Consider the following 13,503-nt stretch of genomic DNA (forward strand, 5'->3'; position numbering starts at 1 on the left):
ATTTTATCATAAAAAGTAGTACAAATGTTTGTATCTATTACTGTGATTAAAACCATAATTGGTATTTTTCCGCAAAAAAAAACACGATTTTACCAATCGTGCCTGTCCTGCTCTAAAAATATTAAAAATGGATGTCCATTTCATTCAATGGCCAGTAGCGTAAATCTACTTTCCCAACCACTTGGGTTGCGGAGATAAAGCCGAATTGACGGCTGTCCCAGCTTCCTAGTCGATTATCACCCAGTACGAATAATTTCCCTTCAGGCACTGTATTTTCGCCTGTTATTTCTTTCAAACTAAAATCGCCTGTTATTTTTAAACCAGGTGACTTCTGTTTGTAAACATCTAAAAACGGCTCTTCATATTTATGCCCATTAATATATAATTGATCATTACGATACTCTAGTTTATCACCTGGAAGCCCAATAATTCTTTTAACAAAGTCTTCTTTTGCATTTGCGTGAAACACGATTACGTCAAAGCGATTCAATTCCCCCACTTGATAGCCAAGTTTATTCACTACAAGTTTGTTTCCATCCTGTAGAGTTGGCATCATTGATTCGCCTTCCACAATATAGTTGGAGAAGAAAAATGTCCGAATAAAAGCAAAAATAATAATACCTATTGCAAACGCCTTAACCCATTCCATTCCTTCCTTTTTCCATTCAATCTTCATTGTAACTCCTCCTTTTCTCCAGCTCTATGTCTCTATATAATTCTTCATTATGGTCAGTTTCTGTACTCTTATTCAATCTAAGTTCAATTCTTTTTCCTATATACCAAAGAATGAAAATAACAAGAAATACTATGACCGTGCGAAAAGGTTTAGTTATTAATGAATGAATATCATATCCTATAAAACTTATAGTGAAAATCATCACCATTTTACCAATGCAAACAGCAAGCATATATTGGGCAGTGCTAATTTTTGAAAGACCAGCGACAATATTGACAACTGCCGATGGGGTAAATGGAAAGCACAGTAGTAAAAAAAGCGGACCAAAACCGTGGTGCTCCACCCAATCCATGAGCTTACGAACTTTAGGGTGCTTCGGCAAAAAAGATAATAATCTTCTTTGCCCGTATTTCCTGACTAGCAAAAAAACCAGTAGTGCCCCGATACAAGTTCCAATCCATGAATATAAAAAACCTAACCACAGTCCGAATGCACTTGCATTAGCCATTACAAATAGGAATAATGGGAGAAACGGAAGAAATGCTTCAATAATGGTTAGCAAGATGCCAGGTAATGGACCAAGGGCTCGATATTCCCGTATTAGACTCATAATATTTTCAAGCGTAAACCATGCTTTCAATGCATCAAAGTCCATCCCATTTCTCCTTTATTTTTTGTACTATTCATTTTGTACTAGAGAAATTTCACTGTGTAATGAATTGATGAAGAGCTTCTTTATTCTTTTCGACATCAATATCTAAAACAGCACCTTCTCCTTTAATTCTCGGCTCTGTAAAACTGTCTTCCACTGGGATTCGTAGGGTAGCTACATTTCCTCTTTTATCTGAAAAGAAATCCTTTGCCATAAATAACATATCAGATGTGTCCATATTAGTTTTCACATACGGTGTAACAACCCCAATAAGTTTGGGCAATTTCGTAATGGTTTGAAAACCACTCAACTGGTCTCCAATTGCCTTTACTACCTTTTGTTGACGTTCGACCCGCCCAAAATCGCCTACAGCATCATGACGGAAGCGAACATATCCAAGCAATTGTGTACCATTCAATCTTTGTAGGCCTGGCTCAATCGTCATGTAAATATTACCAGACATCTTCTTCTCCACGTCTATTTCTATTCCATTTGGAAATGCTTCATCAATCAACTGGACAAAGCCTTGGAAATCAACAATAGCATAATATTGAAGGTCAATATTAAAGTTTTGTTTAATCGTTTGTCTCATTAACTCTGGACCCCCACGTGCGAAAGCTGAATTAATCTTATGTTTCCCATGACCAGGAATTTCTACATAACTATCCCTCATAATGGATGTTAGTTTGAAGGTCCCTTTGTCCTCGTTGTAGTGTGCAATCATAATGGTATCTGCCCGGGACTTTTCTTTCCCTCTAGCATCACTTCCAAGCAATAAAATATTCGTATCTCCATACTGATCCTTTTGTCCTTCAAATGTATAGACTTCTTCCGTATCCGTATTGCCCTTATTTAATTTCTTTAATGATTGATTTACTCCTTGTTTAAATTGAAAATAGGCATAACCAGCTCCTGCTCCAATTAAAAGTAAGAATACAAGCAAAATGGACGTCCATCTTCTCTTTTTCTTATGTTGATGTTTGTCAGCTCTCATTTGTTTACCACCCATTCGTCCCTGTTTTATCTTCACCTATATATGACTGGTATTTCTTTTTAAAGGTTTCTCCATTTAATTCATTTTCCCCTACCAGATATCCTTCTATTAATAAAAACTTTCTCATAAATTTGGCGAAATTTGCAACAAAGAAAGCTCGCCACAAGACGAGCTTTGGTAAAAATAAAGTCCTATTGCTTTTATTGTTGCTTTTTCGTAAAATAAAAAGGAACACTTGTTCTATTCTGCAGAAAGGTGGAGTATCCATGACCCGAATTCCAGAGAATGATCGTGACATTATGGAGAAAGCCATTTATTTACCGATGGTTCTGATTGTCCTAAACCGGGATTTATCTGTTGTAGAAAAAAGTCCCTTCAAATTAAAAAAACCGTATTTGGATTTGATTGAGGAAACAATGAAGGAAATTCAGCGGGAATTGGCTGAGGTAAAACAATATATGAAAAAAAATAAACTCCAAGTAATTGAAATAAAACGGGACGACGCTTTTACGATGTATATGTTTGTTTACAAAGGCTATGAGGAAAACCATAATTACTTTAATCCACGAATTCGAAATAAGGTTCAAGAATTAATGGAAGCCTACTTACTAAAAAAACATCTGTCCCGTTAAAATAATGGGTAGCAACTCTTATTTCGGATTCGGAGTTTTACTATGATTCGTATATTCTCTTTGGGTTTCTGATGCCTTCCCTAATTTAGGCCTGTTTATTAAATAAAATGTCTTTTTATTTCCTTTTCTTTCTAATCTTTGTAAAAACTTCGCTTTTACATGAGAAGTTCTTTCCATCTGATTGTTAAATGTAGCAAAAGGAACATCGAATAGAAGTGATTGTTTATTTTGAAACAGAACTTTGGTTTTCGCACCTGGTGCTGGCAAATGATTTTCAATTTGTGATAGCGAAAACCACATACAAACAGAACTCTCAGGTGAAGCAGTAGGGAAAAAGAAGATGTCGTTACTCGGTTCAATCGCAATTGGTACTTTACGTGTGTAATTAGTTAGATCTTTTGTTGCCCTTCGCCTTGATTGGTAATCAGCTAAATAATATTCGCAACTATGTTTGATGATATCAAATGGTTTATATGGAGACAAGAATTCACCATCCGCCTCATAGATCTGAGAATATATTTTACTGCCGTACTCCACTGGTTTTATAAACATGGTGGATGAGTTAACCTCATATTCTTCAATAATTTTTTGCTTCAATCCATTCAGCTCCTTTAATAGTTTCTACCACATCTTACCACTTTTTACAAATAATTCATTGTTTTTTCTGAATTGTTGCTAAATTGTTCACATTAAGTGTCAAGTAATTATTTTTCAGAAAATTATAAATAGTATTGATAATAATAAGAAAACTCCATATAATAGAAAAAAGCATCAGAGGTGATTTTCATGAATGAAAAATCATACACAGAATTAATGAAACTTGGTGCCATGAAACGCAATCAACTGAAAGAGAACTTCGTCCAGGATTTATACATCGACATGCTTTTATCGGAAATTCAGCTAACAGTGGAAAAGGAAAAATTATTACGTAAGATTGATTCGGCCATCGACAGGCGAGACAAACGATTATTTCTCCTTCTATCTGGACAGCTCAAGGACATTAACAAACGATTTGGAACGTAAATTAACCTTCGTGAACCGCCTGAATTGGGCGGTTTTTTGTTTTAAGAAAAAGAGGCTAAAGTCACGTATGATCTTTAGCCTCAGTTTGTTATTTATTTTTTAGTTTGATTTCGTATTCCTCCAGCTTTGAAATTCGGTCGAGCATAGAAGGATGTGTATAACGAAAAATTTTCACTAAGAAAGGTGGGTTGACTTGACTTAAACCTGAGCGACTTAACTCCTGAAACGAAGCAATCGCAGCTTCTGGGTTTTTCGTCATCTCAATCGCATATTTGTCTGCCCGTGTTTCCTGATAGCGAGAAGCAAAATTTGTAAAAGGACTGGCCGCAAACATAAGCATGGATAAAATCATGAAAAATAAAGGAAGTGAACGTATATCCGCTACATCCGTTATTTTCAGTTCCTTACCCCAGCGCTTTGTTGCCCAGTTCATCAACCTATAGGTCAAATATAATCCGAGCAGTGAGAGCAGCAGATATCCCCCAATGCCGAAGTATATATGTTTTTCGACGTAATGACACATTTCATGTGCCATAATGAAGAGGATTTGGTTATCATTCAACCGATTCAAGGTAGTATCCCATAGGACAATCCTAGCATTCGAACCAATCCCCGTTACATACGCATTTAAAGAATTTGTTTTATCTGCCATATTTACTTCAAAAACATGCTGTGCGGGAATGTCTGCCTTCTCTGCTATGGCTAAAATCTTTGTTTCTAATTCCTTATTTTTTAACGGATAAAAATCATTGTATAGTGGGTCAATAACAACTGGTTGCAGGAACATCATAAATAAGGTAAACGGTATGGATAACAACCATCCGTAGAGCCACCAGCGTTTACTGCTTTTTTTCATAAGCCAATATAAAACAGGCACAATAATCAACCATGTCCCATAATTAAGCCAAAAATCAATTAATTCATCCTTCATCCAAGAAGGGAAGGTTTGAGTGGAAATATGATACGTCTTAGATAGGGTATAACTAATATAATTTAAAGGAAATGTTGCTAAAAAGGCAAAAAAGGATAACCAAATTAGATAGATCGCCGTTTGCAGAAATTTGTACTTTGAGGAGCTATCTGCCCATCGCTTAAAAGCCTTAGAAAAGCCAAACAATAATAGTAAAAAATAAAATAACCATTCAAAGGGTGTAGATAAAAAAAACAATAGATTTCTAATTTTTGAATACTCTTCGCTCAACATAAGCTCCCTTCCATTTAAAAAGGTAGCCGGGTCTGCTTTAGATCCTTCATATTCAAAAGGTAACTTTGTATCAGCAAAGTAAAATAAGTACCAATAAAAAAACAATCCAAACAGACAGAAGGCCAATACCGAATAGACCCCCATTTTTCTTACCATCACTTTGTCCCCCTTTGTGTACAGCCTCTCTCTATATTTAGTTTAGTTTAATCAGCCGGTTTTAGAACAAAGAAATGCGCAAGCGCCTTGATCAGCCCCGACAGGCAAATGTTCTTCTGCAAAAAAGTCGCTCTTTGACTTTTATTGCAGAAGGTTATTTGACCCGAGGGGCTAGGCGCTGGAGCTGGACAATTCTCGAAGTAGAAGTAAATGCTTCCCTCTAAAGCAAAAAAGCCAGTACATGACCGGCTTACATAAGATACGAATAAAGAGCAAGAACAGCAATGGATCCAAGGACAACCACAATCACATTTGCTCCTAAAAATGCGGCAAGAAAAGCAGCGGCTGCCCCCAAAACACCATACCAAATATCCCCCTTTTGAATAAAAAGAATAGCTGGAAAAATCAATGCACCAAGAGTAGCGTATGGAACATTTTTTAAGACACCCTGAACAAATGGGGGCAGCTCTTTTCCTTTAAATAAGACAAATGGCAGCATTCGAGGAATATAAGTGACTAGTCCCATTCCAATAATCATCCAAATGATTTCACTCTTCATGTTGTACACCCCGATGCTTATTTTTCAAAACTTCTCCTAACTCTATAAGAACCGCTGATAAAAGAGTTGCCGTAACTATAGCCCATCCTTGGGCCATAAGTTGATTAATTGTAAAAATGGAATTAAACACCGCACCAAGTGCAGCAAGAAAAACAACTTTTACACTTTTTTTCATGGAAGGGACTAATAGACCGACAAACATGGCATAAAGTGCCACACTCATACTTTCTTGTAGGGTTTGTGGCAAACTTGCCCCGATGAGGTGACCCACTCCAGAAAATACAACCCAGCTTGAATAGGATACGGAAATAACACCAAACATAAAACCGGTTGTAGCGGTGCCTTCTTTCGTGGCAACCACTGAAAACGTCTCATCCGTAATGCCAAAAGAGTATAGTAGTTTATTTAGTAAATGGTCTTCCTCACATTTTTCCGTTAAGGTGGTGCTCATTAAAAAGTGACGAATATTCACAATAAACGTCGTTAGAATAATTTCGAAGATCCCCGTCCCGTAAGCGATCAGACTTAATGATATATATTGCGATGCACCAGCAAATACAATGATACTCATTAAAACGGTTTCGTAAATGGATAGGCCAGAAGTTTTTGCGAGGAGCCCAAAAGTTAGTGCAATAGGAAAATAACCAATCCCGATGGTAATGCCTGCCTGGAGTCCCTTCTTAAACTCAGATGTCTCTCTCCCAATTGCCATATCTGCCAACTTAATTCCCCCAATAATACATTTCTCATTTAAACATAAATTTTAGCAAATTTTCAGGTAAAATAAAAACAAAAAACATGGCGGTGACCATGTTTATTTTCCTTTAAAAACTGGTTTTCTTTTTTCTGCAAAGGCTAGCAATGCTTCCACCCGATCTTCGGTTGGTAGCGTTACCTCATAAGCTTTCCGTTCAATTTGAAGACCTGTATGTAAATCTGTATTCATGCCATTTTTTATTGCAAACTTTGCCTGCTGTAATGCGATGGGGCCATTTGCAAGCAATTGTTCACAAAAATCAATGCACTCATTCAATAAGTTTTTCCGCTCAATAACACGTGTTAGCACCCCAGCACTCAATGCCTCATCAGCCGTCATTCTTCGGGCAGTTAGGATAAGCTCAAGAGCTTTTGCCTGACCGATTAAGCGTGGGAGCCGCTGTGTTCCACCAGCGCCAGGGATGATAGCCAAACCTGTCTCCGTTAGTCCCATTAACGCTTCTTTGGCAGCTAAGCGAAAATCACATGCTAGCGCAAGCTCCATCCCTCCGCCAAAGGCAAAACCGTTTATCGCTGCAATAGTAGGCTGTGGTAGTTGGTCGATTGCATTAAACACCTCATTGATTTTAAACAAATTTCGTTTCACTTGCTCATCCGTTAAGTTCTTCCGCTCTTTTAAATCTGCACCCACACTAAAAGACTTTTCCCCCGCCCCAATAAAAATCACGACCCGAACATCGGGATGAATCCGAATCTCTTCGACCTTTTGCTGTAATTCTAACAGAGTTTCGTAATTAAACGCATTCAGTGATTCCTCACGATTAATAGTTACGATTGCAAGGTGATTAGATATTTGTAGTAAAATTTGTTCCATAAGAACTCCCCCTTTATATAAATGAATTCGAAAAAGACAGGCTAAATGCCTGCCTTTCATAGAAAAAATTTTAACTTACTTTCCAACCGATTGTGTAACTTGCGTTCTTAATGCTCGTCTTAATATTTTCCCGGTTGTGTTTTTCGGGAGTTCTTCTAAAAACTCAATCGACGATGGAACTTTATATTTTGCTAGGTGTTCTTTACAATATGCCAGTACTTGAGCAGCTGTCAAATCTGGATTTTTGCTGACAACATACGCACTCACTGCCTCCCCCTGGTTTGGATCAGGAGTTCCCAAAACAGCTACTTCGACGACATCAGGATGGTCATAGATTACTTCTTCTACTTCACGTGGATAGACATTATAACCGCCAACAATAATTAGATCCTTTTTACGGTCAACAATATAAAAGTATCCGTCTTCATCCATTTTTGCAATATCACCTGTATAAAGCCAACCATTTCGAATAGCAGCCGCAGATTCTTCTGGCATTTTATAATAACCCTTCATAACATTGGGACCTCGAACGATTAACTCGCCTGCCTCACCAACAGGTACATCCTCCCCAAGCTCATTCACGATTTTGTTTTCCACGTGGAGAATGGAGCATCCAATGGAACCAGGCTTCCGCGGACGATCGAGCGGGTTAAAACACGTGACCGGTGATGCTTCGGATAATCCATACCCTTCAGAAATCAATACATTGAACTTCTGTTCAAAATTCTTTAACAAGGCAACAGGAAGGGAGGCACCACCTGAAATACATAAACGTAAAGATTGTAAGTCATCTGGATTTCCCTCTGGATATTGATATAGGAAGTTGTACATTGTCGGAACACCAGCAAAAACAGTAGCCTCATAGTCTTTAATTAGCTGAAAGGTTTCTTTTGGACTAAATTTTGGTGCAATCAACAGGGTTGCTCCCGTTAATAACGGTGCATTTAGGGCAACCGTCAAACAGAATACATGAAACATTGGGAGAACAGTTACCACTCTGTCATCTTGATTCATTTTTAAATAATCTCCAACATCACTGGCATTGCTAAACAAATTCTGATGGGTTAACATAGCTCCCTTAGGCTTACCTGTTGTTCCAGAGGTATAAAGAATAATTGCTACATCGTCGTCTTGCAGATCAGGGCCTTGAAAAGCACTATCTCCCATTCCTACCACTTCTGTAAACGATTTCATTTTAGGGTAGACAGAAAGAGTTTCAATTTCAGATGATTCCAGACTGTTTGGCTTTGTTTCACAAATTACATAATGCTCTATCTTTGGTAAGAAAGTGTGCATTTTGTCCGCCAATGGGATCGCAAGGTCGAGGGCAACGACTGCTTTGACATCACCATTATTTAAAATGTAGCCAATTTCATCTGCAGTATAAATCGGATTTACGGGGATAACAGTTACCCCTAACCGTAAAGCCCCATAGAGACTGATGACAAAGTGTGGTGAGTTGCCTAATAATAGTGCAATGTGATCCCCTTGTTTAATCCCTAATTTTTCGAGACCTGAGGCAAATTTCATAATTGCAACATCTAATTCAGCATAGGTACTCGATTGTCCCATAAAATAGTACGCTGGTTTATCAGCATAGGCTTTTGCTGTTTCATGAAACTTGGTTGATAAATTCATAGTTTCCCTCCCTATATGAATGAATACTCATTCACTTAATAATAAAAATTTTCTAAATATATTATATTGCTAGAAATTTAAGTATTCAAGTATAATACCTTAAAATCTCACAAAAAAAGAAGCTGATTCAGTTGGTGCCTGGCACCTTCCTGAATCAGCTTCCCTATTAATAGATTAGATTAACAAATTCCTCCTTGGTGATGTTTCCAAAATAACGGGAAATCTCCAAGTCTGCAAGTGCCTTTTCTAATTCGCTTTTTTCATAGCGGAGACCTATTAACCTCGTCTCGATGTCACTAACATCCCCAACACCGAAAAAGTCACCATAAATTTTACAATTCTCTATTAATCCTTTATTAACCTCCAGACGTACATCAATCGACCCAACGGGGAACCGATGTGAGTGCTGCAGATTGAACTTCGGTGACTTCCCATAGTTCCATTCCCAATTTTGGTAGCGTTCCTTCGAAAGTTGATGGATTTTTTCCCAATCCTCTTCCGTCAGTACATATTCAGGAATATCCTCTTTTCCTTCAAATATATGCTTGAGGATGAGAGAACCAAATTCTTGAATATTTATTTTCTCAGGTAGAAACTCAGAGATATTGGCCACGCGGCTGCGAATAGATTTAATTCCCTTTGATTCAATCTTATCCTTTTTCACCTTTAAAGCAGAGACAACATGATCCATTTCTGAGTTGAATAAAAGAGTACCATGGCTGAACATTCTACCTCTGGTTGAAAATTGAGCATTTCCAGAAACCTTTCTTCCTTCCGCAAGTAAATCATTTCGGCCACTTAGTTCCGCGTTTACTCCTAAGCTTTTTAATGCCGCCACAACTGGCTCAGTGAATTTCCGGAAATTATGAAAACTCTCACCATCGTCCTTTGTGATAAAACTAAAGTTTAAATTACCAAGGTCATGGTACACAGCGCCACCACCAGATAACCTACGAACAACATGGATCCCTTTACTCTCTACGTACTCTGTGTTTATTTCTTCAATTGTGTTTTGATTCTTGCCGATGATAATGCTTGGTTCATTTATGTAGAATAATAAATAGGTCTCATCAATATCCAGATTTTTTAGTGCATATTCTTCTATCGCTAAATTAATATGAGGATCTGTAATGCCTTTATTATCGATAAATAACATACTATACTTCCCCTTTTTATAATGAAATAGATTGGAATTCTTCTGCAAGCTTAATTATACCAGTAAATTGTGTGGATGCCTCCTCCATTAACTCAGATAATGTACCATATTGGGGTAAATGAGTAAGGACCAATTGCTTGACGGATGCCTGTTGAGCCAACTTGCCCGCATCAAGACTATTCATATGACCGGCTGGTTTACCGTTTTGATTGCCGTAGAAATTACACTCACATAACAGGACATCTGCATTTTTGCTAAACTCAATAAATTCTTCTTTAAATGAAGTGTCTGCCGTATATACCAGCGACTTTCCAGCTGCTTCAAATTTCATCGCATAGCATGGGACAGGATGGTCTGTCTTTAAGAACGATACCGTAAACGGCCCGATTTCAATAGTACTTGCAGGATCATAAGCAATCCCTTTTGTAATTTGTTTGTAGGTTAATTTCGTAAATTCATGGTCATCATAATGGTGACCATATATCGGAAGGGTTGGGCAATTCTTCCCTAAAAATCCTAGGATTAATCTTGCATGCTGCAACACACCAATATCCGCAATATGATCAGGATGGTAATGTGAAATAATAACGGCATCCAGTTCTTCTGGTTGAATCACATTCTGCATCTTGGAAAGCACTCCACTTCCACAATCTATTAATAGTCGAAAGCCTTCATGTTCAAGTAGATAGCCTGCGCTTGCGCCATTTTTCTTAGGATATCCACCCCAAAAACCAATGGTTGTTAACTTCATAATTATTCCCTCCGTTTAGAGTACTATTTTTAATATACTCAAAAAAAGTCTAATTTCCTAATGAAGAAGACCAGCCATAATTATTCGGCTGGTCTTCTTATCGTTATTCATTTATTGCATGTTTAAACTGGTGTCTAACTCGGATTGTAAAATATGCAATGGTTCCTAGCGCGAATGCAAGTAAGAAACTTACTAGAATCATGACATTTTCCCACATAAAACTAAAGTCACCACTCGAAATCACTGCCTTAAAACCAGAAACTGAATAAGTCATTGGTAGGAAAGCATTAAAATGCTGTAAGAAGTTAGGAATTAACTCAAGCGGGAAGGTTCCAGCACTTGTAGTCAATTGAAAAATAAGAATAATGATTGCAATAAAACGCCCTGCATCGGAAAATACGGAAACAAGCAGCTGAATTAATGCAATAAAAGTTAAACTTGTAATAATAGAGAATAAAATAAACTTCGGTACACTTTGAACATCAAGGCCTAATCCGAGAAGGAGGATCATATCTGCCAATAATGCCTGAATCACTCCCACACCAGCCATAATGGCAAACTTACCGGCAAACCAATTAAAGCCACTAGTTGGGGTAACAGCTGTATCCCTAAGTGGGAATACAATTGATAATAATAATGCTCCGACAAATAAACCTAATGAAAGGAAGTATGGTGCAAATCCTGTTCCATAATTAGGGACATGATTCACACTTTCCTTATCTAATTTAACAGGTTTTGCCATCATGTTATAGGTCTTATCATCAGCATGTACTTTCGATGCCTCCTGAGCACCGTCAGCGAGCTTATCTGCTAGCTCTTTAGCACCATCAGATAATTTTATTGAACCATCTTTTAATTGGTTTGAACCATCTGCTAACTGTCCTGCACCCGAGCTAAGGGCTGTTGAACCAGCAGATAATTGATTCATACCTTTATATAAATCATAAGCTCCCTGCTTCAACTCACCTGACCCTGCAGCCAATTGACCTGTTCCATTTGTTAGCTTATCAGCACCAGCAGATAATTGACTCATACCGTTTGAAAGTTCGCTAGTTCCATCAGATAATTGTACTGAACCATTATATAGCTGATGAATACCTTGCTGTAATAATTTCTGGTTTTCATTAATAATGCCAATACCACCAATTAATTGATTAAAATATGGATCCGTTTGAGCTTTTATTTTTTCATCTAAACCTTTGGTTGCAACTGCTAATTTAGGACTAAGTTCAGACAAAATTTGTTGTTGAAGTTGATCTTTTGTTGGAGCATTTTTTTGCTCTTCAACCATAATTGCATTTACAAGTTGTGGTGAAACACCGTTAGCTATTAATACTTGGGCTAACTCCTTCATTTTGCTCGTTTGTGCTGCGATTGTTTGTTCAGCAATCTGCGATGCAAGATCACCAGCACTACTAGATAATTGTTTTTCCAATGCGTCCGCAATTCCAGCTGGAAGCTCACTCTTTAGTTGCTCGGCACCAGATTTTACTTCCTCTGTTCCATTAATTAGGAGTGGGATATTAGAGTCAGCTTTTGCCAACCCATTCTCTAATTCCTTAGTACCAGCAGTTAATTTTTGTGACCCAGTAGCTGCGTGTTTTACACCCTGGTCAAACTCAATAGATTTTTTAGATAATGTATCAATCCCAGTATATAAATCGGATGAACCCGCCGCAAGCTTGTTAGTACCATCATTTGCCGCTTTCATCCCATTATTAAATTCTATTGATTTTTCTGCTAGTGTATTAAGTCCATCATTTAATTTTTTAGATCCTTTATTTAAGTCACTGGACCCGTCACTTAATTGACCAGCACCATCACTGGCTTTTTCTACCCCATCGGCAAGTTCACTGATTTTACCAAACATGGTTTCTGCATACGTTTCAGTTACCTGTTCTGACACAGCCGTTTTTATTCTTTCAGCAGCTGTTCCACCAATCTGTGCTGAAAGGAAATTATAGCTTTCATTTGGGGTATAAATCAGTTCCAACTTTTTTGGTTGCTTATCTAATAAGGTGGTTGCATTTTCAGAGAAATTTTTAGGAATCTCAATGACCATGTAATACTTTTGGTCCTCTAGCTCTTTATAGGCTTCCTTTTTATCAACCGATTGAAAATCAAATTGTTTGCTCTTCTTTAGTTTGGACGCTAAGTCATCCCCAAGCTGCAGGTGTTCCCCATCCAGTACTGTACCTTCATCATTATTGACTACTGCAACCGGTAGCTCATCCAGCTTGTCATATGGGTCCCAAAAAGCCCATAAAAACATACCGGCATACAAAACTGGGACAAACATGACAGCTATTATGGGAATGAGAATTTTTCTATTTTTAAAGATAGATAACAGTTCTTCCTTTAACAAGATGTTTTTCAACCCTGATGCCTCCTTTTTATACTGACTGTTTTGTTCATTTGGTCATTTCAATTTCTAAAATAAGGACTATCTATTTAGACAATCCTTTTAAAAA

At 37.6% G+C, this 13,503-nt stretch carries 14 protein-coding genes; 2 read left to right on the forward strand and 12 right to left on the reverse strand.

What is annotated here, in order from left to right; genetic code table 11:
• Positions 1-121: 121 nt before the first annotated feature.
• From lepB to RCG25_RS20120, 3 genes are read right to left on the reverse strand one after another with little or no spacing between them, the layout of a single operon-like run.
• A complete protein-coding gene (lepB, locus tag RCG25_RS20110) occupies positions 122-676 on the reverse strand; it encodes a signal peptidase I (RefSeq protein ID WP_308080599.1) in 555 nt (184 codons plus the stop codon).
• Positions 666-1,331: a TVP38/TMEM64 family protein gene (locus RCG25_RS20115; RefSeq protein WP_308080600.1), complete on the reverse strand. Its 666-nt coding sequence runs from the start codon at positions 1,329-1,331 to the stop codon at positions 666-668. The genes lepB and RCG25_RS20115 overlap by 11 nt, the downstream gene beginning before the upstream one ends.
• A gap of 49 nt (positions 1,332-1,380) precedes the next feature.
• Complete coding sequence (locus RCG25_RS20120; protein WP_308080601.1) at positions 1,381-2,322, reverse strand: LCP family protein; 942 nt, start codon at positions 2,320-2,322, stop codon at positions 1,381-1,383.
• Between the two features lie 266 nt (positions 2,323-2,588).
• Between RCG25_RS20120 and RCG25_RS20125 the strand changes: the two genes are divergently transcribed.
• Positions 2,589-2,954 carry a YhjD family protein gene (locus RCG25_RS20125; RefSeq protein ID WP_308080602.1) on the forward strand — a complete coding sequence of 122 codons (366 nt, stop codon included), beginning with the start codon at positions 2,589-2,591 and terminating at the stop codon, positions 2,952-2,954.
• A gap of 18 nt (positions 2,955-2,972) precedes the next feature.
• Here the strand turns inward: RCG25_RS20125 and RCG25_RS20130 are convergent, their stop codons facing one another.
• Positions 2,973-3,551, reverse strand: coding sequence for a competence protein ComK (locus RCG25_RS20130; protein ID WP_308080603.1), 579 nt, complete (start codon positions 3,549-3,551; stop codon positions 2,973-2,975).
• Positions 3,552-3,740: 189 nt separating this feature from the next.
• Between RCG25_RS20130 and RCG25_RS20135 the strand changes: the two genes are divergently transcribed.
• Positions 3,741-3,977: an IDEAL domain-containing protein gene (locus tag RCG25_RS20135; RefSeq protein ID WP_308080604.1), complete on the forward strand. Its 237-nt coding sequence runs from the start codon at positions 3,741-3,743 to the stop codon at positions 3,975-3,977.
• An 88-nt stretch (positions 3,978-4,065) separates the two neighbouring features.
• Here the strand turns inward: RCG25_RS20135 and RCG25_RS20140 are convergent, their stop codons facing one another.
• The 8 genes from RCG25_RS20140 to RCG25_RS20175 all read right to left on the reverse strand — a co-directional run bounded on the left by RCG25_RS20140 (position 4,066) and on the right by RCG25_RS20175 (position 13,409).
• Positions 4,066-5,337, reverse strand: a complete 1,272-nt coding sequence (locus tag RCG25_RS20140; protein WP_308080605.1) for a M48 family metallopeptidase — start codon at positions 5,335-5,337, stop codon at positions 4,066-4,068.
• Positions 5,338-5,587: 250 nt separating this feature from the next.
• Positions 5,588-5,896, reverse strand: coding sequence for an AzlD domain-containing protein (locus RCG25_RS20145; protein WP_308080606.1), 309 nt, complete (start codon positions 5,894-5,896; stop codon positions 5,588-5,590).
• Complete coding sequence (locus RCG25_RS20150) at positions 5,886-6,617, reverse strand: AzlC family ABC transporter permease (RefSeq protein WP_308080607.1); 732 nt, start codon at positions 6,615-6,617, stop codon at positions 5,886-5,888. The genes RCG25_RS20145 and RCG25_RS20150 overlap by 11 nt, the downstream gene beginning before the upstream one ends.
• A gap of 93 nt (positions 6,618-6,710) precedes the next feature.
• Positions 6,711-7,487 carry an enoyl-CoA hydratase-related protein gene (locus tag RCG25_RS20155; RefSeq protein WP_308080609.1) on the reverse strand — a complete coding sequence of 259 codons (777 nt, stop codon included), beginning with the start codon at positions 7,485-7,487 and terminating at the stop codon, positions 6,711-6,713.
• 75 nt (positions 7,488-7,562) lie between these two features.
• Positions 7,563-9,125: a fatty acid--CoA ligase family protein gene (locus RCG25_RS20160; RefSeq protein WP_308080610.1), complete on the reverse strand. Its 1,563-nt coding sequence runs from the start codon at positions 9,123-9,125 to the stop codon at positions 7,563-7,565.
• A gap of 166 nt (positions 9,126-9,291) precedes the next feature.
• Entirely contained in the window at positions 9,292-10,281 is a 990-nt protein-coding gene (locus RCG25_RS20165; RefSeq protein ID WP_308080611.1) for a lipoate--protein ligase, read from the reverse strand.
• Between the two features lie 16 nt (positions 10,282-10,297).
• The gene (locus RCG25_RS20170) at positions 10,298-11,032 is read right to left on the reverse strand and encodes an MBL fold metallo-hydrolase (protein ID WP_308080612.1); all 735 of its coding nucleotides are present in this window, start codon (positions 11,030-11,032) and stop codon (positions 10,298-10,300) included.
• A 103-nt stretch (positions 11,033-11,135) separates the two neighbouring features.
• A complete protein-coding gene (locus tag RCG25_RS20175) occupies positions 11,136-13,409 on the reverse strand; it encodes a YhgE/Pip domain-containing protein (protein ID WP_308080613.1) in 2,274 nt (757 codons plus the stop codon).
• Positions 13,410-13,503 lie beyond the last annotated feature (94 nt).

This window comes from Neobacillus sp. PS2-9 (assembly GCF_030915525.1).
Classification (GTDB): Bacteria; Bacillota; Bacilli; order Bacillales; family Cytobacillaceae; genus Neobacillus.